We start from the raw sequence: 24991 nt of genomic DNA, 5'->3' as shown, positions 1-24991 counted from the left end.
CAGTGGGGCCTGTGCGGCGCTGGAAGCGGCTGTCCGGATCACCCTCCGGGCAGCCGCTTTTCTTTGACTTCTGAAGCAATTAGGTCACAAGAGTTTGACGTTAAGGTAAACCTAAGTAAGGTTTGCCTATGCTAACTAGTGCAACGGAAGGAAGCTGACGTGACGTCACCAACTGTCGAGGAGCGGATAGCTCAGGAGCAGGATTTCGGCTCCAAAGTGGAGCTGGCTCTCGCTGCCACCAGCCAGCTGTTCAACGCGCGAAATTCGCCCAATTATGTGGCGCAGGTTCTGCAGGGCGTCAACGCTGTTTCCACAAAAGTGCAGAGAACCGCCCGGCCGTTCACCGGCGTCGCACCTTCAGCGCTGAAGGCGAAAGTGGAAGCCGTGGACCTGGACCGTCCCCTGCCGGATACGGCTGCAGCCCTCGACGAGCTCGACGACCTCTACCTCAAGGACGCCATCTACTTCCACGACGCCCGTTACGCGGCGCACCTGAATTGCCCCGTGGTCATTCCGGCACTTGTGGGCGAAGCAGTCCTTTCTGCCGTGAACTCGTCCATGGACACCTGGGACCAGAGTGCCGGGGCCACCATGATCGAACGCCGCCTCATCGATTGGACTGCTGTGCGGATTGGATTCTCCGCAGAGGCCGACGGCGTGTTTACCTCCGGTGGAAGCCAGTCCAATTTCCAGGCGCTGTTGATCGCGCGCAACCATGCAGTGGCCAAACTCCGTGCGACCAGCCCGGGAGTGCGCCTGCCGCACCTGCTGGATCGCCTCCGCATCTTCACCTCCGCAGACAGTCACTTCAGCATCCAGAAGTCGGCCTCCATGCTCGGCCTCGGGTTCGACGCGGTGATCGCGGTTCCCACATCCGAAGACCACCGCATGGATCCCGCTGCGCTGGCGGCAGCCCTGGCGGAAGCGCACGACGCCGGGCTGGTGCCCATGGCGGTTGTGGCCACTGCGGGGACCACCGACTTCGGTTCGGTGGATCCGCTTGCCGAGGTGTCGGCGCTCGTCCGGGCCTACGATTCGTGGCTCCACGTCGACGCTGCTTACGGCGGAGGATTGCTCGTCTCGCGCAGGTACCGGCATCTTCTTGACGGCATCCACTTGGCCGACTCGGTGACCGTCGATTTCCACAAAACGTTCTTCCAGCCGGTCAGTTCCAGCGCTGTGCTGGTCCGGCGCGGTGCCATGCTCGGCCATGTCACCTACTACGCCGACTACCTGAATCCGGAAAGCGCGGCCAAAGCCGACATTCCCAACCAGGTGGACAAGAGCATCCAGACCACCCGCCGCTTCGATGCGTTGAAGCTTTGGCTGACACTCCGGATCATGGGGGCGGACGCTATCGGCGTGCTGTTCGACGAGGCGATCGAGCTCGCTGGCCGCGTGGGCACACTGCTGGCTGAGGATGCAGAATTCGAACTGGCTGCCGCACCGCAGCTCAGCACCCTGGTGTTCCGCTACCGCCCGTCCGTGGATGGAGTCGCCGTGAACGACGATGCCGCGGACCTTCTCAACCCGGCCATCCGCGCAGCAATCTTCGCGTCGGGTGAAGCAGTAGTGGCCGGCACCAAGGTGGCAGGGCATCACTACCTCAAATTCACCCTGCTCAATGCTGAAGCATCCCTGGGGGATATCCAGGAAATCATCGAACTCATCCGCCGGACGGGCGCCGGCCTGCTCGCGAACACTACGGAGGCCGCTGCATGAGCACCCCGGACAAAGGCAGGATCTACGACGTCGCGGGAATCGGCGTCGGGCCCTTCAACCTGGGTCTGGCCGCGCTGAGTGAACCGGTGGCTGACCTGGACTGCGTGTTCCTTGAGCGTCGGGACTCGTTCGACTGGCATCCAGGCATGATGCTCGAGCCGGCACACCTGCAGGTCCCCTTCATGGCTGACCTCGTAACCTTGGCCGATCCGACGTCGCCGTATTCGTTCCTGAACTTCCTGAAACAGACAGGGCGCCTGTACCGCTTCTATATCAGGGAGAACTTCTACCCGCTCCGCGCCGAGTACAACCAGTACTGCCAGTGGGTAGCCGGCCAGCTCGATTCCGTCCGTTTTGGCACGGATGTGCTGGATGTGGCCTACGACGACGGCGTGTACCGGCTCTCGGTGCAGGGCCCGGGTGGCGCTGAGGTGCTTCTCGCCCGGCGGCTGGTCCTCGGCACGGGTACCTCGCCGAACGTTCCAGCGTCCTGTGCAGGGATAGTCGACGGCGGGGGACTCGTCCTCCACAACGCCGAGTACCTGTCGAGGAAGAGTGAGCTGCAATCCAAACGGAGCATTACGATCGTGGGCAGCGGACAGAGCGCGGCCGAGATTTACTACGAACTGCTCCAGGAAATCGACGTCCACGGCTATCAACTCAACTGGGTCACGCGGTCCGGGCGCTTCTTCCCCTTGGAGTACACCAAGCTAACGCTCGAAATGACGTCCCCGGAGTACGTGGACTACTTCCACTCCCTGCCGTCCGAGCAGCGTGACTCATTGATCAGGAACCAGAAAAACCTCTACAAAGGCATCAACTCGGACCTGATCGACGATATCTATGACCTCCTGTACACCAAGAGCCTTTCCGGGATGGTGGACACCCGGCTGCATACGCATTCTGCACTGAACGCTGCCGAATGGGATGCGGGCAGGAGGACCCATACACTCCAGCTCCGCCACGAGGAACACGGACGCGACTACCAGCTGGAGTCCGAAGCCGTGGTGCTGGCCACCGGTTATGCCTACAGGGAACCGGCATTCCTGGCCGGCATCAAAGACCGCCTCCGCCGTGACCACAAAGGGCGGTTCGACGTCGACCGTAACTACGGGACCGGCGTCGAACCCGGCGAAATCTTTGTACAGAATGCGGAACTCCACACCCACGGCTTCGTTACCCCGGACCTCGGCATGGCCGCGTACCGCAATTCCTGCATCCTGCGTGAAATCACGGGCCGGGAGATCTACCCGATCGAGCGCAGCATCGCTTTCCAGCAGTTTGGCGCACCTGCAGCAGTGCAGGCTGAAACCGTAGGAGCACCTGTATGAGATTCACCTTCCGTCCCGTCGATCCGGTAGCCGACGCACCCGTCCTCCACAGCTGGGTGAGCCGGGAGTACGCGCGGTTCTGGGGCATGGCCGGATGCACGGAACAGGATGTTGTTGAGGAGTACTCAGGCATCGTCGCATCCGGACACCACCAGGCATTCCTGGGGCTCGACGGCGGTGTGCCCGCCTTCCTCATGGAACGGTACCTTCCGGAAGCGTCCCCGCTGGCGGACGTCTACGAAGTACAGCCCGGGGACGTGGGAATGCACCTTCTGGTATCGCCGCCGAGCGGAACCCCTCAATCCGGCTTCACCACGTCCGTCATGCAAGCCGTGATGACAGAACTGTTCGATGATCCCGCAACCCGGCGGGTCGTCGTCGAGCCTGACGCCCGGAACCATAAGATCCATGTCCTCAACCAGAAGGTGGGCTTCCGCCCGCACGGCGTGGTGACTCTTCCCGCCGACGACCCTTCCGAGGACCACAAGCAGGGGCTCCTTAGCTTCTGTACCCGCGAGGACTTCCTCGCCACCCTGACCCCGATTCCGGCCGTGCCCGCCGCGGCGACCGAAGGAGAAACCCAGTGACAAGCACAGCCGAGGCCGCAACAGCACAGTCGCCGGTAGCCCACCTGACGCCGGAGCGTTGGGACGTTGCCAACAGGCACCTGGTCCGCAAAGCGCTCGCCGAGTTCTCGCATGAACGAATCCTTGTTCCCGAACTCATCCGCGAAGAGGGGGACGGCACCGGTCTCTACAAGGTGGTGAGCGACGACGGTTCCGTGGAGTACCGCTTCCGCGCCCGGGTCTTGGAGCTGGAGCACTGGTCCGTGCTCCCGGACTCGATCGGCCGGCACCGGGATGGCGGGAAGTTGCCGCTGGATGCCTTGGATTTCATTGCCGAGTTCCACCAAACGCTCGGCATCGGGATGGACATGCTGCCGGTGTATCTGGAAGAGGTCAGCAGCACCCTGGCCGGCCACGCGTACAAGCAGGGCAAGCCCTTCAGGTCCGTTGAACTGTCCGCCGGCGTGACGGGTGGCTCGGATGTTGCGGCTGACTTTCAGGCAATCGAGCACAGCATGGCCGAGGGCCACCCCTGTTTCGTGGCCAACAACGGGCGGTTGGGTTTCGGCATTGAGGATTACCACGCTTTTGCACCCGAGGCCGGGGCTACCGTCCAGCTGCAGTGGATAGCGGTCCATCGGTCCAAGGCCGTGTTCACGTCGAGTGCCGGTTTGGACTACAAGGCGCACTTTGACGCGGAATTGGGCCCGGCTACCGTGGCTTGGTTCAACGCCGGGCTCTCCGCCTCAGGGCTGGATCCCGAGGACTATTTCTTCATGCCGGTGCACCCCTGGCAATGGGACAACAAACTCACTGTGACCTTTGCTGCGGAAATCGCACAGCAGCACATCGTGCACCTTGGCCATGGCGAGGATTCTTACCAGGCCCAACAGTCCATCCGGACGTTCTTCAACACCACCTCGCCCGGGAAGGCCTACGTGAAGACGGCGATGTCCGTGCTGAACATGGGCTTCATGCGAGGGTTGTCGCCGCAGTACATGAAGGCCACGCCGGCCATCAACGACTGGCTGCAGGAACTGATCACCAAAGACCAGGAGCTCCAGGACCGGGGCTTGGCCATGATCAAGGAAAGTGCGGCGATCGGCTACCGCAACGACTATTTCGAGGCTGCGTCGGCCAAGGATTCGCCGTACCGGAAGATGCTCTCTGCCCTGTGGAGGGAAAGTCCCCTGCCATTGCTTAAGGATGGCCAGCAGCTGGCAACCATGGCATCCCTGCTGCACGTCGATGCTTCCGGCACCTCAATGGTTTCGTCGCTGATTGCGCGCTCCGGGCTGGAGCCCACGCAATGGTTGCGCCGCTACTTCGACGCGTACCTCGTGCCGTTGGTGCACTGCCTCTGCAACTACGAGCTCGCATTCATGCCGCACGGCGAGAACGTGATCCTGATCCTTGAGGACGGCGTACCGGTGCGGGCGATCATGAAGGACATTGCCGAGGAAATCGTGGTCATGGGGGACAGGCTGGAACTGCCCGGGGAAGTTTCCCGCATCAAGGCAGAGATCCCGGCCGAACAGATGGTGTTGGCAATCTTCACGGACGTCTTCGACTGCATCTTCCGCTTCCTTTCCGCGATCCTCGTGGAGGACGGAACGATGCGCGAAGACGAGTTCTGGGGGACTGCTGCATCGGTGCTGCGGGAATACCAGGCCCGCCACCCCGAACTCGCCGATCAGTTCGACAGGCACGACCTCTTCGCCCCGGACTTCGAGTTGTCCTGCCTCAACAGGCTGCAGTTGCGGAACAACCAGCACATGCTGGATATCTCCGATCCCTCCGGGGGCCTCCAAATGGCGGGACGTTTGGCCAACCCTTTGGCGAAGTTCGCCTGACCCTCCGCGAGGGGTGAGCTCCCGGCACATTGGACGCCCCAAAGTGCCGGGATCTCACCCCTCGGTGGGGGTGGCGGGGGAGATGCGGGGCGCTAGGGTAGGGCCATGACCACTCGAGCCAACGAACTGACTGCCCTTGTCACCGGGGCCACCGCCGGCCTCGGTGCGGAGTTCGCCCGCCAGCTCGCCGAGGCCGGACACCACCTCATCCTGGTTGCCCGCGATGAAGAGCGACTCAAAGCCAAGGCCGAGGAACTCGAGCGCGACTTCAGTATCTCGGTGGAGGTGTTGCAAGCGGACCTGACCTCCGACGTCGGGGTTTCCGCAGTAGCGGATCGCCTGCGGGACGCAAGCAGGCCCGTGGACGTGCTGGTGAACAACGCGGGGATCGGGCTCTTGAAGTCGTTCGAGGACAACGATCTTGAGGAAGAGCGGCGGCACTTGAGCCTCCACGTCCAGACTCCCATGGAGCTATGCCACGCCGTCCTCGAGGTCATGCTGGCGCGGGGCAAGGGCCGGATCATCAACGTGGCCAGCGTGGCGGCCTTCGCCAACCGGGGCAGCTATTCCGCGGCCAAAGCGTGGCAGGTGACATTCAGCCGCTGGGCGAACACCGCTTATGCAAAGTCAGGCGTACAGGTCACCGCAGTCTGCCCGGGGTTCACCCACACGGAGTTCCACGATCGCATGGGCATGGATAAGTCCGTGGCGCCGCGATTCCTCTGGCTGAAGGCCGAGCGGGTGGTTCGTGAAGGCCTCGAGGACAACGCCAAAGGCAAAGCTGTGTCCATCCCGACGCGGAGGTACAAGGTGGTCACCTTCTTCGCGCGCGTCCTCCCGGCGAAGCTGACCGCAGGCCCGCCGAGGCGCCCGGCGAAGACGTAGGCTCATCCATTCTTCCCCGAGCCTCCTTTCAGGAAGTTCCGCCGAAAAGAACTAGTTCCACCTATGCCGCTGCACCACCACAGCAACGGCAATTCCGATGACCGCTCCCACGAACGTCTCAACGGCCCGCTCCAGTACCAGCACTCCCGGATCCATGGGTGCCGCCAGCTGCGCGATCAGCAGGATCACGGGGGTGAAGAACACCATGGCCCAGCCGTAGTGCCTGGCCATGAACAGCTCGGTGGGGAACTGGCATAACATCACGATCACCGCGAGTACCACCGGGCCGTGGCTTGGGAAGTACTGAAGCGGCGACGCCGGACTCGGGAAAAGCACGACGGCGACCACCCCCAAGCCGAGGAACGTCCCCACGATCCTGTGGATGCCCCGGTGGACCCGGCTGGGCAGATCGGCACCGGCCAGCGGGACGGCCGCTGCTGCCATGGCCCAGTGCGGGTGGCCGCTGCCACTGAGCACGCCGCAAACCCCGGCCGCGCTGACTGCAAGGACGTAGCGCGTCGCATGGACCAGGGCTGACTGCCGTAGAGGCCCGCGCAATATTGGTACGTCCCGGACCGCACCCCGTTCCCATGAGCGGGTTCGCAACCACCCCGCGAAGCCAACCACGATCGAGAACGCTGCTGAGGCAGCACCGATGAGCACCGCCGTCGTAAATGGAACGCTGGTGGGTACTGATGCGCAGGCGCCCAGGGCGAGGATTCCGAAGAACGGTCCTACGGGCCTTAGCTTCGCGGCATCACAGAAGAAAGAGCCGGCCCCCGCGAAGAGCGTAGCCACGAGCACGAGCCACCATGAGTGAATATGGTTGACGGACAGGAAGGTGCCGATGGACAGGCCGCCCACCAGCAACAGCGCCGCTTGTGCTTGGTGCCTGAGCCGAAGTTGGTGCGATTCATTGCGTCCGTACATGCCGGTCAAGGCACCGAACACCGCATACATCATGAGCTCGGGCCGGCCGATGGCAATAAGGAAGAGTCCAGGCACAACCACGCTGAGCCCGACGCGTACTGCCGATAGCCTGTCGTTGTTCGCCGGACCGATCCGGTGAAGTTCCCGGGCGTGCGTCATGAACACGGACATGGGAACACCACCAATCATCAAGGGCTTGTGGGCTAAAGACTCACGTCCGAAAATTATCAGGATTGCCGCGCGAGCTGCCATAAGCCCGGTCACAACGCGTAGCAAGGACTGTCAGAGGAATCTGGAAAGATCGAGATATGCCCGTAGCTTTCGTCTGCAGAACCCGCTCCACCATGTCACCGGCGGACTTGTTCAACTTGTCCCGAAGCATCGACGCCCACGTGGGCTCCATGACCAAAAGCCGGGAGAGGGCAATCGCCGGCACCACCACAGGCCTTATCTCGGAGGGCGAGCACGTGACCTGGCAGGCATGGCACCTCGGAGTCAGGTTTCGCATGACCAGCCGGATCACCCACATGGAGGCGCCGGCGTCGTTCACGGACCAGCAGGTCCGCGGACCCTTCAAGTACCTCCGGCACACCCACGAGTTCCGGCCCGATGGCAGCGGCACGCTGATGGTGGACACCGTGGAGTTCGCCGCGCCGTTCGGTGCCCTGGGCCGGCTGGTGGAGAAGCTTGTCCTGGCGCGCTATATGGAGAACCTGATCCGGGAACGGAACGAGTTCCTTGTGGCGCAGGCCCCTGCAACACCGGATCCGGGCCGATGATCCGGCTGGCGCATTCGGATGACCTCGGGCAGCTGCAGACCATTGAGCGCGCCGCGGGGGAGGCCTTCCGTTCCTTGGGCATGGACCAGATTGCCGACGACGAACCCTTCCCCCTGGACGTGTTGCAGGAGTATGTCTCTGCAGGACGGGCCTGGGTTTACGTCGACGGCCTCGACTACCCCGTTGCCTACATCCTTGTGGACGTGGTGGACGGCAACGCCCACGTGGAACAGGTGAGTGTCCACCCGGACCAGGCCCACCAAGGCATCGGCCGGGAACTGCTCCATGCCGCCCGGGTTTGGGCGAGGGGCCACGGCATGCACCGGCAGACCCTCAGCACCTTCCGGGACGTTCCCTGGAACGCGCCGTACTATCGCCGCCTCGGTTTCGAGATGTTCGACGCCGGGCTGTGGGGCCCGGAGCTCACCCGCCTGATGGAGCATGAGGCGGAGTTGGGACTGACGCGCTGGCCGCGGGTGGCGATGTGGCGCCCGGTGGTCCCGCCCGCGTAGGCTCCGCCACCGCAGGCGAATGCGCCTTGGCCACTCCTGAGCCTGATTGCCGAGTCTATGAGTTCCGTGCCCGCTCAACGTCGGCTGCGCTGGCCGCGTCGCCTACCGACCGGAGTCCAGCGATGACGCCTTCCACATCAGCCGGCGTCCGGTTTTGGCTGAGTTTGGCTTTCGCCTCCACCCGCGTCATCACAAGTTCGACGCCGACTATCGCCTTCAGTTGCCCGGCGATGAAGCGCTGCGGTGCTTCGTCCACCGACCACGGACGGACCATCGCCGACTCGTGGTGATCCGAAAGCTGCCGGACGTGCCTTCCCAGCCAGTCGCCGTCGTCGTGGACTACAACCCGGCCATAGACGTGGGCTGTTGTGTAGTTCCACGTGGGAACCACGCGGCCGTGCTCGGTCTTGGAGGCGTACCACGACGGCGAGATGTAGGCGTCCGGACCTTGAAGGATCATCAAGGCCTCACCCGTAGCCGGGGTTGACCATTGGGGGTTGTTGCGCGCCATGTGTGCCTGCAATGCGCCGTGGTCCCCAACGGAGGGGTCGTAGATGAACGGCAGGAGCGTGGCGAGCAGGCCGTCCGGTGTCATGGTCACGAGGTTCGCGGCCCCGGAGTTGCGGAGCAGTGCCTCGATGGTCTCTTCGGATGCGGCGAAGTGGGCGGGGGTGTACATGGAAGTGTCCTTTCGGCTTGGGTTAAAGGCGCGACGGCGGCGCGAGCCTCACGCGCACGGCGGCGCCTGCGCAGAGGATCACCATGAGTCCGCCGATGACGGTGGTCAGGGTGAGGGACTCGCCGAGCAGGAGAGCTGCCCACGCGATGGTCATGACGGGCTGTACCAACTGGATCTGGCTGACTTGGGCCATGGGCCCGATGGCAAGGCCGCGGTACCAGGCGAAGAAGCCGAGGAACATGCTGACCACGCCTAAATAGGCAAAGGCCGCCCAACCGGCCGGCGAAGCGGAGGGGAAGCCTGATGCCAGCGACAGGGCAGTCAACAGGATCATGACGGGGGACGCCACCACCAGGGCCCAGGAGATGGTCTGCCACGAACCCAGTTCGCGGGCCAACAGGCCGCCTTCCGCGTAGCCGATAGCGGCGGCCACAACGGCTCCGAGCAGGAGAAGGTCAGCCCAGTGAAGTGACCCAAAGCCGCCCGACTGCGCCAGGGCGAAAACCACTGCGGCCACCACGCCCACCCCGGTGAGCACCCAGAACAGGGGCCTCGGACGTTCGCGTCCCCGCATGACGGCCACAGTCGCTGTTGCTGCCGGCAGAAGGGCAATGACCACCGCGCCGTGGCTCGCGGAGGTGCTGGTCAGGGCAAAGGTGGTGAGTAGCGGGAACCCGGCCACGATTCCGCCGGCGACTACTGCCAGGCGCAACCACTGCATGCCTTGGGGGAAGCGTTGCTTGGTGATTGCCAAGGCAGCGGCAGCAAGGACGGCGGCTATGACTGCCCGGCCGGCTCCAATGAACAGGGGCGACATCCCATCCACGGCCACCCGCGTGAAGGGAACCGTGAAGGAGAAGGCGAACACGCCCACAAGCCCCCACCAAATTCCGGATGCGGTTGGCGTGGGTAACGCTGGCGACTGAATGAGAGTAGCGCTACTATGTTGGCTCATGAACAACGATAGCAGTTCACGGATAGTCTCGCGACTGAAAGAGTGGATTGCCGCAGCCGCCCCCGGGGCCCGAATGCCTTCTACCCGCCAACTCGTGGCGGAGTACCAAGCGAGCCCTGTGACAGTACAAAAGGCACTGAGGACACTCACCGCCCAAGGGCTTATCGAGAGCCGTCCCGGCGTTGGAACGTTCGTCCGCGCCTACCGCACCGCGCGTCCGGTGGATTACGGGTGGCAGACGGCTGCCCTTGGTGCGCTCCAGGCACCCCGGCTAACCAACACCGCTGCGATGCGCAGTGCGTCCAATGATGTGATTGCTTTCCACTCCGGGTACCCGGCGCGTGAACTCCTTCCCGAGAGGCTGGTTCGTTCCGCCCTGACCCGTGCGGCGCGTGGCGAGGCGGCGTTGTCCAGGCCGCCCGTCGCGGGCCTCCCCGAGCTGCAGTCGTGGTTCGCGCAGGAGCTTAGTACCTCAACACCGGTTGGCGTGACGCCGCCCCAGCCCGGCGACGTCGTCGTACTTCCCGGAAGCCAAAGCGGACTGAGCTCGATCTTCCGCGGCCTGGTGGGCCACGGCCAACCGCTGCTGGTGGAGTCGCCCAGCTATTGGGGCGCGCTGCTCGCCGCCGCGCAGGCCGGTGTGCGCGTGGTCCCGGTGCCGAGCGGGCCGGACGGCCCTGATCCCGCGCAGCTGTCCCGTGCCTTTGAAGAGACGGGGGCCCGCATGTTCTATGCCCAACCCAACTTCGCGAACCCGACCGGTGCCCAGTGGCCTGGCCGGCGCGGCGAGGAAGTTCTGGACGTGGTGCGGGCCCATGGAGCTTTCCTCGTGGAGGACGACTGGGCCCACGACTTCGGGATTACTGCCCAATCCGTGCCCGTCGCCGCCAAGGACGACTCAGGGCACGTCCTCTATATCCGGTCGCTGACCAAAAGCGTGTCCCCGTCCATCCGCGTCGCAGCGGTCATAGCCCGCGGTCCGGCCCGGGAGCGGATCCTTACTGCGCAGGCAGCCGAGTCGATGTATGTCAGCGGCCTTCTGCAAGCGGCCGCGCTCGACGTCGTCACCCAGCCCGGGTGGCAAACCCACCTCCGGGGAGTCTCGGCCCAGTTGCAGTCGCGGCGGGACCTTTTGGCCACCAGCCTCAGCGAGCACGTTCCGGAGGCCCATCTGACACACCTGCCCAAGGGTGGCTTGAACCTCTGGTTGCGGCTTCCGAACGGGTCCGACGCCGATCGTCTCACCAAGGATTGCGAGGCGGCGGGCGTCCTGATCGCCGCAGGTTCCGAGTGGTTCCCTGCCGAACCCGAAGGACCGTATGTCCGGCTCAACTATGCCGGGCCCAACCCGGGAGCGTTCCCGGAAGGGGTGCGGATTATCGGTGCGGCGCTGAAGCGGCAGAGGTAGCTGCCTGCCTGGTTAACAGCCGTAGCCACCAACCTCAAGGAGAGCGCCTTGTGGTTGGTGGCTACGGTGGGCGGTTTGGTTACCGCGAACTATCGGGTACGCGCGCAGAAGTCGCAGGCAAGTAAGTCCTAAGCAGGTGTCAGGTCCTTCTTGTCCCGGCCAAAGGCCACATCGCTGACGGGCTGGCCATCGAACGGCATCTCGTTCAGGTTGATGAGCGGGTTGCTGTCCTGGGTTTCCACGAGTTCACGGGCTTCGGCCTCGGTATCCACGCTGGGCATGGAGCCCGGAAGCGGTCGCTTCGCGGATTCACGCAGGAAGAAGATCGCGATCCCGCCAACAATGGACGTTGCCATCAGGTAGTACGCCGGCATCATGTCGTCACCGGTACCTTCGATCAGGCCCTGCACGATGAACGGGGTGGTGCCGCCGAAGATCGCTACCGAGAAGTTGTAGGCAATGCCCATTCCGCCGTAACGGCTGGACGTGGGGAACAGGGCCGGCAGAGCCGAGGCCAGGTTGGATACGTAGAACGTCACGGGGAAGGCGATCAGGGCGAGGCCGAACAGCGTTGACCATACGTCTCCGATGCCAATGAGCATGAAGGCAGGAATGGAGAAGACGACCGTGCTGCCTGCGCCGATCCACAGCACGGGGCGGCGGCCGATGCGGTCGGAAAGCTTGCCGGTCAGCGGAATGCAGAGGGCCATGATCACCAGGACCGGGATGGTCAGCAAGGTGCCGTGGACGGGGTCGTAGCCCTTGGAGTCCGTGAGGTATGTGGGCATGTACGAGGTCAGTGCGTAGCCAACGGTGTTGGCTGCTGCGGCAAGAATCATGGCCAGCAGGATCTGGCGCCAGTAGGCCTTGATGATGCCGATCGGGCCCTTGGCCACGTGCACGTCATGCGAAGCAGCGTCCTTTGCGAGGGCTTCCTGGGCGTCCAGGGTTGCCTGGAACTGCGGGGATTCCTCGATCTTCGTCCGGAAGTACACGGCGATGATGCCCAGGGGGCCGGCTACCAGGAACGGAATCCTCCAGCCCCATTCCTCCATGGCTGCCTGTCCCAGCGTGAGCTGCAGGACTGACACCAGGGCGGCACCGAGCGCGAAGCCGATGTAGCTGCCCATGTCCAGGAAGCTCGCGAAGAAGCCGCGGCGCTTGTCCGGTGCGTATTCGCTGACAAAGGTGGTTGCGCCGGCATATTCACCGCCGGTCGAGAAGCCCTGGACGAGCTTGAGGATCACCAGGAGCGCGGCTGCCCAGATACCGATCTGCGCATAGCCGGGCAGGAGTCCGACGGCGAACGTACTTGCCGCCATCAGCATCAGTGTTGCTGCGAGTACCTTCTGGCGGCCGATCTTGTCGCCGAGCCAACCGAAGACCACGCCGCCGAGCGGGCGGGCGATGAAAGTGGCGGCGAAGGTGCCGAGAAGGAAGAGGGTCTGGACGGACGGGTCAGCTTCCGGGAGGAAAACGGGTCCCATGGTGGTTATCAGGTAGCCGAAGACACCTACGTCGTACCATTCCATAGTGTTGCCGACGATCGTGCCGCCGAGTGCTTTCTTCAGCATCGGCTGGTTCACGACGTTCACGTCGGATTCCTTCAACCTGCGCTTCGTCCGAAGCTTCGGCATTTTGGTGCTTTTACCAACTTTCGCAGCGGCCGGTTCGTGGCCTGCCGCTACCTTGTTTCCGGAGGCGTTCCTTGCGCCATCCGGAGAGACGGTGTTGCTTTGGTCTATGGGCATTTGGGCTTCTCCTAGGGAGGTCATTTGCTTGCGACTTCTGCTGCCCCGCTCTGGGCAGGTGTTCAATTTTACGCGGTTTTGCCCACCAATCCGAGTTGGGATCGGGTTTCGGGGCCACTTCGGGGCACATATTGCTAAGCAATCTTACTTCTCTTTGCCCGGTTTTGCCCCGTCATAACAGGGAAGTAGGTGCCGGCCGCATGCCGTTATCAAATTGTTTAGTGAAATGCATCAAACGGCAGCTTTTTCACCGCGAAAGCTAACCTATTGCACCCCTAGGGCCACCGTCCGAGGACCACCGTTGCACCAAGATCCCCATCGAAAAGGACGCTCGCCCGGAGCCCCACGCCGACCATCAACGCGGCGGTCGCCGACGCCTGTACGTCCGAGGTCTCAATCAGCAGTGCTCCGCCGGGCGACAACCACTCCGGAGAGTCCCTCACGACGCGACGCTGGACGTCCAATCCGTCGCCCCCGCCGTCGAGCGCTGCCATCGGTTCGTGAAGGCGGGCCTCAGGCGGCATCATGGCGATCGAGCCTGTGGGAACATAAGGGGCGTTGACCAGCAGGACGTCCACGCGGCCCCGAAGTTCCGGGGCCAGTGGCTCGAACAGGTCACCTTGGAATACCTGGCCGCCACGCGGGCCGATGTTCCGGGCGGCGCATGCGGCAGCCAGGGGGTCGATGTCCGCGCCGTACAGCTGGCAACTGCCCAGCAGATCGCTCAAGGCAGCGCCAATGGCGCCCGAACCACAGCAAAGATCGACGACGACGGCGCCCGGCTTGGCGACCAAGGCCGCCTGACGCACCAGGAACTCCGTGCGACGCCGCGGCACGAAAACGCCCGGCTCCACCACCATGCGGCGTCCGCAGAATTCGGCCCACCCCAGGATGTGTTCAAGGGGTACCCCGCTGATGCGCTGCTGCACCATCGACGCGAAGTCTTCATCGCCCCGGGCGGCTTCCATGAGCAGCCCGGCTTCCTCCTCAGCGAAGACGCAGCCGGCGGCACGAAGCGTTTGGACGACGGCGGGATCCGGAGACATTGGGGTCATGCTAACAAAATCACGGTGCCCGGAGGGGTTCACAAACACCGGGCAAGGTAGCTAAGGTGTGACGCATGGGAACACTGATTTTTGAGTAAACCGGCCTGTGCCTTTGTGCGCCGCCGAGTTTCACCCGACAAAAATCCACGCCTGTTGAGGCCCTGCCTCCATGCCGTTCCCGTTGTCGCCTCTTTTTGCATCATGATCGCACCGTGACGCCGTGGTTCGTGCGCCTCTCCAGGATTGTAAAAACCTTTGAGGAGTTCACTAATGACTGCCAACACCCCCGACAACAACCAAGCCGCCTCGGGCGGCATTAAGTCCAAACTGACCGACGCCCAGAAGGCCATGCTTGCCAGCAAATCCGGCGGCGGCACCCCCGATGGCTGGAAAAGCACCGGCAAGGGCCACAAGCCAACGCACGCCAGCGGAAAGCAGGCCAAGACCATGAAAAAGGTCCGCTGGTAGGCCTAAAATTGAAGTCCCTTCGTTTCATCGGAGAAAGGAAGAACCATGACCGCCAATCAAGAATCCGGCAACATCAACCCCGAGGTAGCAAGCCACTTGGTGGAGTCCATGGACATGGCCCCCATGCCTGAGCCGACCGCCATCGCAGCAACCCTCGGCACCGGACAAACGAGGCAGTGGCCGGACGGGAACGGCAAGAAACGTCATCCCAAGGACCGCAACCAGGCCCACGGCCGGATGGGACAAGGAGCAGCTGTGACAGCGATCCACCGGACCAGCCGACCGCAGATGCCGCACTCCTCCTAATCACCACTTTCCAGCCCAACTGACTGGCATTTGTGGTTGCTCTGAGCGCTCAGAACAACCCCTATTGCCAGTCAGTTGGGCTGGTTCACGTCCTCAGGAGACTTGTCCGGCCGCCAACCCCGCCACACCGGGTGCCGCAAACGGCCCGGGCCGGTCCACTCCCCGAAAGTCACCTCAGCCACCAGCTCCGGATCCACCCATCGTGCGCCGGCGGCATCCTCGCGCGGAATATCCAGGAAGGGCGATTCCTCCGCGGCACGGGCCTCGAGCTTGCCCATGATCTCCTTGAGCTGCCAGCCCTTGAAGCCGGTGCCCACCCGTCCCACGTAATGCAGCTTCCCGTCACGGGGGACCCCCAGGAGGAGCGAGCCGAACGTTCCGCTCCGGGCTCCCGCGCCGGGACGCCAGCCGCCAACCACCACCTCCTGGCTCTGTTCGAGCTTCAGCTTGATCCACGCCCGGCTGCGCCGCCCGGGGGAGTAGCGGCTCCCGGCCTTCTTGGCCATCACGCCTTCCAGTTTGAGATCGGACGCCACATGCAGGAGGTCGTCCACATCATGGTCCAGTACCTCGGATAAATGAAGCGGGCAACCGCCAGCCAGGCGTTCGGCAAAGGCTGCGAGCCGCTCCCTCCGGCCGCGGAAGGGCAGCCCGGTGAGGTCCGCGCCGTCGTCGTACAGCAGGTCGAAAAGCATCAGTTGCACGGGAACCGAAGCCCGGGCCCGCTCAATGTCCCCGGCTTTGACGAGGTTCATGCGCTGCTGGAGCAAGCCGAAGTGGGGCCGCGAACCCTTCCCGAGGGCAACGATTTCGCCGTCCGCCACGAAGTCGCCGTCGGGCCAGCAGGATCGGTCCGTCAGCTCAGGGTAGGTGGCTGTGAGGTCGTTCCCGTTGCGGCTCATGAGCCGGATCTTGCCCTTGGTTCCGGTGATGATGGCGCGGATGCCGTCCCATTTGAGTTCGTAGAGCCAATCACCTCCGTGCAGATCATCGGTGGTGCCCGACGTCGCCAGCATCGGCGCATAGTCCTGCATCGGTCCGGGCTTGGGTTGAGCCTCGGCCTTGGGTCGGGGCTCGACGGCGGATGGCCGCTTGGCGGCGGAAGTCGCGGGTGGTGCTGGTGCCGCTTTCGGCGCCCTGCGGCCTCCGGGCTGTTCCTTCATGAGGTGGATGAGCCAACGGTCGCCGGTGTTGATGAGGGCGAGCCGCTTTGTTCCGCCCAAGCCACCGCCGGGTTCTCCCGTGAGGGTGGCGATCACTTCCTTGCCTTCGCGCCACTTCTCGCACGTATATTCGCCGCGGTCCCAGATGGTCATGGTCCCTGCGCCGTACTCGCCTTTGGGGATGACCCCCGCGAAATCGGCGTACTCCATGGGGTGGTCTTCGGTATGCACGGCAAGGTTGTTCCGGTCCGGCGTCTCCGGGACGCCGCGCGGCAGCGCCCATGAGGCCAGCACTCCGTCCCGCTCCAGGCGCAGGTCCAGGTGGTATCGCCGGGCGTGGTGTTCCTGGATGACGAAGATACCGCCGGGCGGGGCCGGGTCTCCGGGCTTGGGCTGTTCGGACGACCTCCGGGACGCGTCGCCTACGGAAGGACCGGACGACGACGGGAAAGGTTCCGGGGTCTTGCCCGGATCACGCATTCCTACGTACTTGGACAGGCGGCCCTCCACCGTCAGCTTCTCCCGACCACCCGGGTTCGCATCCGATGACGCGGAACCCGGCCTCCCGCCGTCGTCGTTTTCACCGTGCGGCGGGAGGTGCCGGCCGGAAATCGGCGCGAAGAAGTCCTCGCCAGTGCTGACCCGTTCCATCACTTCGGTGTAGTCGAGGTGGTCAAGGTCCGGGTCTTCGAGCTCCGCCCAGGTCCTCGGAGCGGCGACGGTGGGATGCGCCTTGCCGCGCAGCGAGTACGGGACAATAGTGGTCTTGTTGCCGCTGTTCTGGCTCCAGTCAACCAGGACTTTTCCCTTGCGGAGGGACTTCTTCATGTCACTCACAACCAACGCCGGGTGGTCCGCTTCCAAGGCCCGGGCAAGTTCGTGAGCGAAGGCGGACACCTGATCGGACTTCAGCGTTCCCTCCAAGCCCGTGTAGAGGTGGATGCCCTTGCTGCCACTGGTGACCGGCACCGGCTCCATGCCCATGTCCTGAAGGATGGACCGGGCCAGCCGGGCAACTTCAACGCATTGAGGCAGGCCTGCGCCCGGCCCGGGATCGAGGTCGAGGACAAAGCGGTCAGGGCGCAACGGATTGCCTGCAGGGTCCACCTGCCACTGCGGTACGTGGATTTCCAATGACGCGATCTGCGCCATCCACGTCAGCGTGGCGAGGTTGTTGACCATGGGGTAGACATTGGCGTGGTCCGAATGGTGGATGGTGACCCGCGGAATCCACCTGGGCGCCGAGTCTTCCAGGTTCTTTTGGAAGAAGACCTCGCCCGGGTTTTCTGCCGTTCCAACGCCGTTCACCCAGCGCTTGCGCGTCACGGGCCGGTTGGCCGCCGCGGGGATCAGGTACGGGGCAACCGCGGCGTAGTAGGCCAGCACCTCGGCCTTGGTGGTGCCGGTCTCCGGGTAGATGATTTTGCCCAGGTTCGTGAGGGTCAGCTCATGACCCTCAACGACGACACGCTCCTTCTGCTTTCCTGCCACCTCTTCTCCTCCGTTGCCTTGTGCTGTTGACTGGGTTCATGAGGGCCATCTGGAAGGGATCTATCGCGTTCGGTCTGGTCAACGTACCAGTCAAGCTCTACAGTGCCACGGAGGACCATGACATAAGCCTTCACCAAGTGCACAACAAGGACGGCGGACGGATTCGTTACCAGCGCAAATGCGAAATTTGCGGTGAAGTTGTGGCTTATGAGGACATTGATAAAGCCTACGAAGAAGAAGGACGAACGGTAGTCCTTACGGCAGGGGAACTGAAATCCCTGCCTGAAGAGAACAGCCGGGAAATCGAGGTAGTGGAGTTTATCCCTGCCGAACAGTTGGACCCGATCATGTATGAGCGAAGCTATTTCCTCGAACCGGATTCCAAGTCTCCCAAGGCCTACATGCTCCTGCGGCAAACGCTGGAAGATACGGACAGGATCGCCATTGTCCAGTACGCCCTCCGCCAGAAGACGCGGTTGGGAGCACTGCGTGTGCGTGGCGACGTCCTGTTGCTGCAGGCGCTGCTGTGGGGAGATGAGGTCAGGGAAGCCAAGTTCCCCTCCCTTGAAACCGATATCAAAATTTCGGACAAGGAATTGGAGATGTCTTCCGCGCTTGTTGAATCCATGGCGCACGATTTCGACCCCGACGAATACACCGACGATTATCAGGTCCAGCTCCGAACGTTGATTGAGGCCAAGCTTGAAAAGGGCGAGGCGTTGGATACGGAGGCCACCTTCGGTGCCACGGAAGGCGAAGCCGAGGGCGGCGACGTCATCGACCTGATGGAAGCGCTGAAGCGCAGCCTCGACAAAAAGCGCGGCAAGGAAAAAGCGTCCGACGACGAGGCTGCCGCAAGCAAAACCAGCAAATCGACCACAACAGCCAGTAAGCCAAAGACGCGGGCCAAGAAAAAGGCGTGATCCGACGTCGTTATCCCTGGCCTCCCCCAACTAAGTCGCAGTAGATGCCGTTTTGAACGCCCAAAACGGCATCAACTGCTACTTACATGGGTTGGGGTCAGTGATTCCGGAGCATTGAAATGAGTTCGGACTTCTTCTTGCCCGAATACCCTTTCAATCCGAGTTCCTTGGCACGGGACTTGAGTTTGTCCACGGTCCAATCGTCGTAGTCGCCGGACTTCCCGCCCTTGCGTCCCACTTCCTTCCGCCCCTTGGCGGCAGCGGCATTGGAAATCCGCGCGGCCTTTTCCTTGGAAGCCCCGTCATCGCGGAGTTCTTCGTAAAGCTCCGGATCCTTCAGGCTTGGATTCTTCTTTTCCGGCATGATGCTGATCCTTTCTTTGGGTGCAACTGCGTTTGTCAGGCAACTGCGTTTGTCAGGCACCGGTTTCATAGTGCGGTTCGGCAACGGGTTTGGATTCGGGAGAGCCGCGTTCACGGAGGTAGACGGAAGCTCCCACCAGTACGGCCACGGCCAGGAATTCGCTTTGCCAGTTCTGGAATGACTCGAACCAGAACTGGCTGGAGCCGAGGTATTCCCAGACGGATACAGTGGCTTGGCCGTGGCTGAGTTGTTCTTCGTTGTAGGCAGACGTGCCGCCGATGGCATGCAGCGTGAAGGAAGTCAGGAACAGGATGCCAAGAAGCGCCGACAGGGAGTGCTCATAGATCTTCAGTACCCAGCCACCCCGGCGCACAGGCCACGGGGTTTTGGCTGACTTTCCAGCGTCCCTGGGATCTTCATCCTGGGGTGCAGACTTGTCCACGGGCTTTGATTCCGAGGAACCCCGTTGGAACAAGAAGACCGTGAGGACCACGTACATGGCCATCTGCAGGAACTCGGACTCCCAGTTTTCAAAGACGGCCTCAACGAAGTCGCCGGTGGTGATGTACTCAAGGATGCCCACCGGGGATCCTCCGTGGGTTTGCTGCTCTTCGCTGTAAGTCTTCGCCCCGGAGACGATCATGCCGCCCAGGAATGCGGCGAACAGGCCCGCGTTGGCAAGCAGCAGGCCGTGGTCCTTCAGCCAATTCCGATGGGGACGGGCGTCGGTTGACGGTTCGGAGTGCTTGGTCGGTTTGAGCATGACTCACTCCTGGGGGGAGTTCCCGTTGTTGTTGTGCACGGCGCGTCGAAGAATCCAGAATGGCATTCCCACAACGATGACCAGGACAATCAAAATGATGGTTCCGCCTGTGACCAGGCCTGCGGTGCGCCCTATTGTCACATCGAAAACCAGCGCGGCCGAGCCCACGATCAGCAGGGCCACGCCGCCCAGGGCAAGTTTGGTCACCAGATCCGCATTGGACACCAGGGTGGCCTTCAGGCCCCTGCGGAAGAGACGCCGATGCACACTGACGGGCATCACTATGAGGATGGTGGTCAGCGCAGCAACGAGGACGTTGCAGAGATAGAGAGTGACCTGCCACTCGTCGAGTTCCTCGAAGCGCTCCTGGAACGGCAGCGTCAGGAGGAAGCCGCCCAGGATCTGCACGCCTGTCTGCAGGACGCGCAGTTCCTGGATCAGTTCCATCCAGTTGCGGTCCATCCGCTCCTCTGTGGATTCATTCCTCCCGGTGCGGGCGACCGGATCGGACTCTGCCATTCAGGCACCTCCAGCGGGTATAGTGCGCCGGAGGACTGCCCCTGCAGTCAGCTGCGCTGCTGCTGGAACAGCCCTCGCGGTAGACGGATGTTCAAGGCTTTCCGGCATCCTGCGCCGGTGTGGATTGATGGTGGCGTACGCCTATACGGTGTGGCCCCTGCGTCCGGACATGAAGCTGAGAAGCCATCCGATGGCTGCGACTACCAGGAGGACGATGCCCACCCAGAGGAGCCAGTTGAGGGCTGAGGAAAAACCGCCCACCAGAAGAAAAACAATTGCCACAACACCAGCAATGATCAGAAGCGTGTTCATGGTCAGCACATTCCTTTCTGCGTGAACCCGGAATGAAATTTGCCGGGTTCCTGACTATGCATTTCCTGTTACTTCGATTGAGTTATGCCGGTACCTGAAAACCCCTCCAGCTCCCAAGGTGCCAGGGCCGCCGTCGAAAACCGATCCTCGCTGGTGCGAAGTTCGCCAGTTTGCGAAGTTCGCCAGTTGTGAACAGCGACACTCTCCATTGTACTACTAAGCATCCTTATGAAAGTCTTATTGAAGTCGTCACCTGATGATTGACCGATTTTCCGCAGAGCGGTTGGCGGTGTCGGTTTGTCGTTCATATGGCCGTCAAAGAGAGGAACACATGAAAGCGTCACAGCAGCTCGCAGACAACCTTCAGGTCGTCCTGACAGACCTCATCGAACTCCAGCTCCAGGGCAAGCAGGCCCACTGGAACATCGTGGGGCCGAACTTCAGGGACCTGCACCTCCAGCTGGACGAGCTGGTCCTCGCCACCCGCCAGTTCGCCGACGACACCGCCGAGCGCATGCGTGCCCTGCACGCCCTGCCGGACGGCCGTAGCTCCACGATCGCCAAGGGCACCCGCCTGGAGGAATTCCCCGGTGGCCTGGTCAACACCAAGGACGCCGTCAAACTGGTTACCGAACGCGTGGAACGGGCAGTCCAGACCATGCGCGAAGTGCACGACGAAGTGGATGAGGAAGACCCCACGACGGCGGACCTCCTCCACGAGTTCATCGCCCGCCTTGAGCAGCTGGTCTGGATGATCAACGCCGAAATCATGGGCGCCAACGCCAGTGTGACGGACCCGGACGAAGCATAAACGACAAAGCATCAACGCGGCCCAACCGGACAGGCGGAGCAACCATGGTCAGGCTACGGCGGAGTGATCTTTCCAAGCCGGGCATCGTGCGACGCCGCTCCGGTAAAGGGTTCAGCTACCGGCATCCCGACGGGACATTGCTGGACAAAGAGGATCGCCAGCGCATCAATGCGCTGGCGATCCCTCCTGCATGGACCGACGTCTGGATCAGCCCCTACGAAAACGCCCACATCCAGGCCACCGGGGTGGACGCCGCCGGGCGGAGCCAGTACATCTACCACCCCCGGTGGCGGGAGCGAAAGGACAACGAGAAGTTCCAGCGCGCAGCCGAACTGGGCTCTGCTTTCCCGTCCATCCGCCGTGCAGTGACGCTGCACTTGAAAGACACTTCCGATCCCAGGCAGCAAACCCTCGCGGCCGCTGTCCGGCTCATGGACCTTGGAGCATTGAGGATCGGATCCGAAAGCTACATGAAGCAAAACGGGTCCTACGGACTGACAACCCTGCGGTGCCGCCACGCGCGTGTCAAGGAAAACGCCGTCGGCCTGAAGTTTCCCGGCAAGAGCGGCCAATGGTGGGACACCTCCATCAATGATCCGGCGTTGGCCGCTTTCCTTGAGCCACTCTCACGCAGGCCGGGCAAGGAGCGGCTGTTGGCTTACAAGGCCAACGGCTCATGGGTTCCCTTGGACGGTTCCATGGTCAACGAGTACCTCCGCAGCATCGCGGGGGAGGCCTACAGTTCCAAGGACTTCCGCACGTGGAAGGGGACCGCAGCAGCGGCGCTATGCCTCTTGAAAACGGAAGGCACCATGACCCGTCCGCAGGCATTGGTGAGGGCCATGAAGGAGGCGGCCGAGTTGCTGGGCAACACGCCCACCGTGGCGCGTACGTCGTACGTGGACCCGCGGATCGTGGAGGCATATCTGTCCGGCGAACTCATGGACGTGAAGCCCACCGAGCCCTCCATTGCCGAGTTCCTCATCGCAAAGCAAACCTGACTGACTGTCGCTGAAGACAAGAAAGAAGCCTGGCCGCACCCTTCCGGGTACGGCCAGGCTTCCTGGTCATGAGGTGCGCTTAGGCGTCGTGGTCTGTTTCGAGGATCTTCACGAGGTTCTCCAAGGCAGCATCTGCGCCCTCGCCCTCTGCGCGCAGGACCACCACGTCACCGTGCTCGGCACCAAGGCTCATGAGCGAAAGGATGCTGGCAGCGTCCATGGCTTCGTCGGCAGGTTCTCCCTGGCGGGCGATGGTCACCTCAAGGTCGAGTTCGCCGGCAGCCTCGGCGAAGATGGCCGCAGGGCGGGCGTGGAGGCCCACACGGCTGGCAATGGTGGCGGTACGTTCGGTCATTTCTTACTCCTTGGTGGTTTGTGGACGTTTAGACGGTTGCGGGAACTGCTTCGGCCTCGGCCGCGGCCGGCTTGCGAACGGCCCAGCGCTTGAGGGCCACCACGATGAGGGCCGAGACCACGGTGCCTGCCAGAATCGAGATGACGAACATCGGCAGGTTTCCGATGGCGAAGAAGACGAAGATTCCGCCGTGCGGAGCCTGGGACGTCACTCCGGTTGCCATGCACAGGGCACCGGTCAGTGCGCCGCCCACCATGCTGGCGGGGATGACGCGGAGCGGGTCGGCGGCCGCGAAGGGGATGGCGCCTTCGGAGATGAACGAGGCACCCAGCAGCCACGCCGCCTTGCCGTTCTCACGCTCGGCGAGGCTGAAACGCTTCTTGTCGATCAGGGTGGCGAGTGCCATTGCCAGCGGCGGAACCATGCCGGCAGCCATCACGGTTGCCATGATCTGCCATGGAGCCTGGTTGGCAACTGCGCCCGCACCCAGTCCGGCAACTGCGAAGGAGTAGGCCACCTTGTTGACGGGGCCGCCAAGATCGAAGCACATCATGAGGCCAAGGATGATCCCGAGGACCACTGCCGACGCGCCGGTCATGCCGGAAAGCCATGCGTTCAAGCCGTCCGTCAGGTTCTTGATGGGGCCGCCCAGCACGAGGAACATCAGGCCGGAAGCGACGATCGATCCGAGCAACGGAATGATGACCACAGGCATGAGGCCACGGAGCCAGCGGGGTACCTGCCACGTGCCTATCCAGTGCGCCACGACGCCCGCCAGGAGGCCGCCCACCAAGCCACCGAGGAACCCTGCGCCCATGAATCCGGCCACGGCACCGGCCGTGAAGCCGGGTGCGATACCGGGACGGTCGGCGATGCCGTAGGCAATGTAACCGGCCAGCGCCGGCACCAGGAAGCCGATGGAAAGGGCGCCGATCTTGAATGCCACAGCGCCGAGGTAGATGGCCAGGCCGCCTTCGGGCAGGTTGCCGAGGTTGTTCTCCAGCACCACCTTGTCCGCCACGGCCGTGATGTCGTAGCCGCCCAGCAGGAACCCAAGGGCGATCAAAAGGCCGCCGCCTGCGACGAACGGAATCATGTAGGAGACACCGGTCAAGAGGGCACGCTTGAGCTTCTGCCCGATGTGCTCACCCTTTTCTTCGGCTTCGCGCTCGGCCTGCTCCTCCGCACCGAAGTGGGGGACGCGGCGTGCGTGCGGATCGTCGGCGGCCGCGAGGGCTTCCTGCACCATCTTGGCGGGCTCGTCGATGCCACGCTTGACGGGCGCGTTGATGACCGGCTTGCCGGCGAAGCGCTCCTTGCCGCGAACGTCGACGTCGACGGCGAAGATCACCGCGTCTGCCGCGGCAATCACCGCCGGGTCCAGCGGTTTGGCGCCGGAGGAACCCTGGGTCTCCACCTGCAGGTCTACGCCGGCCTCCTGTGCGGCGGCAACCAGCGAGTCGGCTGCCATGTACGTATGCGCAATTCCGGTCGGGCATGCGGTGACGGCCACGAGGCGCTTGGGTCCGGTAGCCGCCGTCGTGCTTTCAGCGGCTTGAGCCGCTTCACCGGCCATGGTGGTCGTGCCCGCTTCGCGATGCCCAACCACTCCGCGACCCCCATCGCCGGCTCCGCTTGGGCTCGGCTTATCGCTCAGGGCACCGTCAACCAGCTCGACTATTTCTTGAGGGGAGGATGCAGCGCGCAGTGCAGCCGTGAAGTCCTTCTTGATGAGCGAGCGGGCGAGCTTGGAGAGAAGCTTCAGGTGCTCCTGGTCCGCGCCGTCCGGGGCTGCGATGAAGAAGATCAAGTCCGCAGGGCCGTCCTTGGCGCCGAAGTCCACCTTGTGGGCCAGGCGTGCCATGGCCAGGGCGGGCTCGGTGACAGCGGCCGAACGGCAATGCGGGATGGCAATCCCGCCGGGTACGCCGGTGGCAGTCTTCTGCTCGCGGGCAAAGGCGTCGGCAAAGAGGCCCTCCACTTCGGAAGCCCGGCCGGAGGCGGCAACCTTGCCGGCCAGGACGCGGATGACGTCGGCGGGGGAGTCGCCCAGGTTCTGGTCGAGGGTGACCAATTGGGGTGTGATCAGCTGGGTCAC

Annotated in this window: 25 protein-coding genes; 13 read left to right on the top strand and 12 right to left on the bottom strand. The window is 63.2% G+C overall.

The window, feature by feature from the left end; translation table 11 throughout:
• The first annotated feature begins 159 nt into the window (after window positions 1-159).
• From HMI59_RS19835 to HMI59_RS19815, 5 genes are all read left to right on the top strand, one after another.
• Window positions 160-1722, top strand: a complete 1563-nt coding sequence (locus HMI59_RS19835) for an aspartate aminotransferase family protein (protein WP_166184954.1) — start codon at window positions 160-162, stop codon at window positions 1720-1722.
• Complete coding sequence (locus HMI59_RS19830; protein ID WP_193592304.1) at window positions 1719-3053, top strand: lysine N(6)-hydroxylase/L-ornithine N(5)-oxygenase family protein; 1335 nt, start codon at window positions 1719-1721, stop codon at window positions 3051-3053. Before HMI59_RS19835 ends, HMI59_RS19830 begins: the two co-directional genes overlap by 4 nt.
• Window positions 3050-3640 (top strand): GNAT family N-acetyltransferase, encoded by a 591-nt coding sequence (locus HMI59_RS19825; RefSeq protein WP_193592303.1) that lies wholly within the window; start codon window positions 3050-3052, stop codon window positions 3638-3640. Before HMI59_RS19830 ends, HMI59_RS19825 begins: the two co-directional genes overlap by 4 nt.
• Entirely contained in the window at window positions 3637-5472 is a 1836-nt protein-coding gene (locus tag HMI59_RS19820; protein WP_193592302.1) for an IucA/IucC family siderophore biosynthesis protein, read from the top strand. Before HMI59_RS19825 ends, HMI59_RS19820 begins: the two co-directional genes overlap by 4 nt.
• A gap of 105 nt (window positions 5473-5577) precedes the next feature.
• Entirely contained in the window at window positions 5578-6357 is a 780-nt protein-coding gene (locus HMI59_RS19815; RefSeq protein WP_193592301.1) for an SDR family oxidoreductase, read from the top strand.
• A gap of 51 nt (window positions 6358-6408) precedes the next feature.
• Here the strand turns inward: HMI59_RS19815 and HMI59_RS19810 are convergent, their stop codons facing one another.
• Window positions 6409-7458, bottom strand: coding sequence for an FUSC family protein (locus tag HMI59_RS19810; RefSeq protein WP_193592300.1), 1050 nt, complete (start codon window positions 7456-7458; stop codon window positions 6409-6411).
• A gap of 137 nt (window positions 7459-7595) precedes the next feature.
• Here HMI59_RS19810 and HMI59_RS19805 point away from each other — a divergent pair, with 137 nt between their 5' ends.
• Both HMI59_RS19805 and HMI59_RS19800 read left to right on the top strand, forming a co-directional pair.
• Window positions 7596-8066, top strand: coding sequence for an SRPBCC family protein (locus HMI59_RS19805; RefSeq protein WP_193592299.1), 471 nt, complete (start codon window positions 7596-7598; stop codon window positions 8064-8066).
• On the top strand, window positions 8063-8578 hold the full coding sequence (locus HMI59_RS19800) for a GNAT family N-acetyltransferase (RefSeq protein ID WP_193592298.1): 516 nt from the start codon (window positions 8063-8065) through the stop codon (window positions 8576-8578). The genes HMI59_RS19805 and HMI59_RS19800 overlap by 4 nt, the downstream gene beginning before the upstream one ends.
• Window positions 8579-8633: 55 nt before the next feature.
• Here the strand turns inward: HMI59_RS19800 and HMI59_RS19795 are convergent, their stop codons facing one another.
• Window positions 8634-9257, bottom strand: a complete 624-nt coding sequence (locus HMI59_RS19795) for an FMN-binding negative transcriptional regulator (RefSeq protein WP_193592297.1) — start codon at window positions 9255-9257, stop codon at window positions 8634-8636.
• A 22-nt stretch (window positions 9258-9279) separates the two neighbouring features.
• Window positions 9280-10212 carry a DMT family transporter gene (locus HMI59_RS19790; RefSeq protein WP_193592296.1) on the bottom strand — a complete coding sequence of 311 codons (933 nt, stop codon included), beginning with the start codon at window positions 10210-10212 and terminating at the stop codon, window positions 9280-9282.
• Between HMI59_RS19790 and HMI59_RS19785 the strand changes: the two genes are divergently transcribed.
• Complete coding sequence (locus tag HMI59_RS19785) at window positions 10211-11620, top strand: PLP-dependent aminotransferase family protein (protein WP_193592295.1); 1410 nt, start codon at window positions 10211-10213, stop codon at window positions 11618-11620. The genes HMI59_RS19790 and HMI59_RS19785 overlap by 2 nt on opposite strands.
• Window positions 11621-11748: 128 nt before the next feature.
• Here HMI59_RS19785 and HMI59_RS19780 read toward each other — a convergent pair whose 3' ends face one another.
• Entirely contained in the window at window positions 11749-13371 is a 1623-nt protein-coding gene (locus HMI59_RS19780) for an MFS transporter (protein WP_021471250.1), read from the bottom strand.
• Window positions 13372-13646: 275 nt separating this feature from the next.
• A complete protein-coding gene (locus HMI59_RS19775) occupies window positions 13647-14417 on the bottom strand; it encodes a putative protein N(5)-glutamine methyltransferase (protein WP_370583543.1) in 771 nt (256 codons plus the stop codon).
• Between the two features lie 270 nt (window positions 14418-14687).
• On the opposite strand from HMI59_RS19775, the gene HMI59_RS19770 reads away from it, so the two are divergent.
• Together HMI59_RS19770 and HMI59_RS19765 are read left to right on the top strand one after the other, a co-directional pair.
• Window positions 14688-14885: a hypothetical protein gene (locus HMI59_RS19770; RefSeq protein ID WP_193592293.1), complete on the top strand. Its 198-nt coding sequence runs from the start codon at window positions 14688-14690 to the stop codon at window positions 14883-14885.
• 45 nt (window positions 14886-14930) lie between these two features.
• Window positions 14931-15191: a hypothetical protein gene (locus HMI59_RS19765; RefSeq protein WP_166186786.1), complete on the top strand. Its 261-nt coding sequence runs from the start codon at window positions 14931-14933 to the stop codon at window positions 15189-15191.
• A gap of 71 nt (window positions 15192-15262) precedes the next feature.
• Here HMI59_RS19765 and HMI59_RS19760 read toward each other — a convergent pair whose 3' ends face one another.
• On the bottom strand, window positions 15263-17845 hold the full coding sequence (locus HMI59_RS19760) for an ATP-dependent DNA ligase (RefSeq protein WP_193592292.1): 2583 nt from the start codon (window positions 17843-17845) through the stop codon (window positions 15263-15265).
• Window positions 17846-17883: 38 nt separating this feature from the next.
• Here HMI59_RS19760 and HMI59_RS19755 point away from each other — a divergent pair, with 38 nt between their 5' ends.
• A complete protein-coding gene (locus HMI59_RS19755) occupies window positions 17884-18768 on the top strand; it encodes a Ku protein (protein ID WP_193592291.1) in 885 nt (294 codons plus the stop codon).
• 97 nt (window positions 18769-18865) lie between these two features.
• Here the strand turns inward: HMI59_RS19755 and HMI59_RS19750 are convergent, their stop codons facing one another.
• The 4 genes from HMI59_RS19750 to HMI59_RS19735 form a co-directional block, all read right to left on the bottom strand.
• On the bottom strand, window positions 18866-19132 hold the full coding sequence (locus tag HMI59_RS19750; protein WP_193592290.1) for a Rho termination factor N-terminal domain-containing protein: 267 nt from the start codon (window positions 19130-19132) through the stop codon (window positions 18866-18868).
• 52 nt (window positions 19133-19184) lie between these two features.
• A complete protein-coding gene (locus tag HMI59_RS19745) occupies window positions 19185-19895 on the bottom strand; it encodes a DUF6766 family protein (RefSeq protein WP_193592289.1) in 711 nt (236 codons plus the stop codon).
• Window positions 19896-19898: 3 nt separating this feature from the next.
• Entirely contained in the window at window positions 19899-20414 is a 516-nt protein-coding gene (locus tag HMI59_RS19740) for a DUF6328 family protein (RefSeq protein WP_166186790.1), read from the bottom strand.
• A gap of 141 nt (window positions 20415-20555) precedes the next feature.
• Window positions 20556-20726, bottom strand: coding sequence for a hypothetical protein (locus HMI59_RS19735; protein WP_164888678.1), 171 nt, complete (start codon window positions 20724-20726; stop codon window positions 20556-20558).
• A 331-nt stretch (window positions 20727-21057) separates the two neighbouring features.
• Here HMI59_RS19735 and HMI59_RS19730 point away from each other — a divergent pair, with 331 nt between their 5' ends.
• Window positions 21058-21537, top strand: a complete 480-nt coding sequence (locus HMI59_RS19730) for a Dps family protein (RefSeq protein ID WP_166186791.1) — start codon at window positions 21058-21060, stop codon at window positions 21535-21537.
• A gap of 44 nt (window positions 21538-21581) precedes the next feature.
• The gene (locus HMI59_RS19725; RefSeq protein ID WP_021471239.1) at window positions 21582-22538 is read left to right on the top strand and encodes a DNA topoisomerase IB; all 957 of its coding nucleotides are present in this window, start codon (window positions 21582-21584) and stop codon (window positions 22536-22538) included.
• Window positions 22539-22617: 79 nt separating this feature from the next.
• Here the strand turns inward: HMI59_RS19725 and HMI59_RS19720 are convergent, their stop codons facing one another.
• Entirely contained in the window at window positions 22618-22893 is a 276-nt protein-coding gene (locus HMI59_RS19720) for an HPr family phosphocarrier protein (protein ID WP_021471238.1), read from the bottom strand.
• Between the two features lie 28 nt (window positions 22894-22921).
• Window positions 22922-24991: a fructose-specific PTS transporter subunit EIIC gene (locus HMI59_RS19715; protein WP_193592288.1), complete on the bottom strand. Its 2070-nt coding sequence runs from the start codon at window positions 24989-24991 to the stop codon at window positions 22922-22924.

The sequence above is a fragment of the Paenarthrobacter sp. YJN-5 genome, assembly GCF_015040095.1.
GTDB lineage: Bacteria > Actinomycetota > Actinomycetes > Actinomycetales > Micrococcaceae > Arthrobacter > Arthrobacter ureafaciens.
Note: the sequence above shows the minus strand (reverse complement) of the source record. Positions and strands in the feature narration are given on the sequence as shown.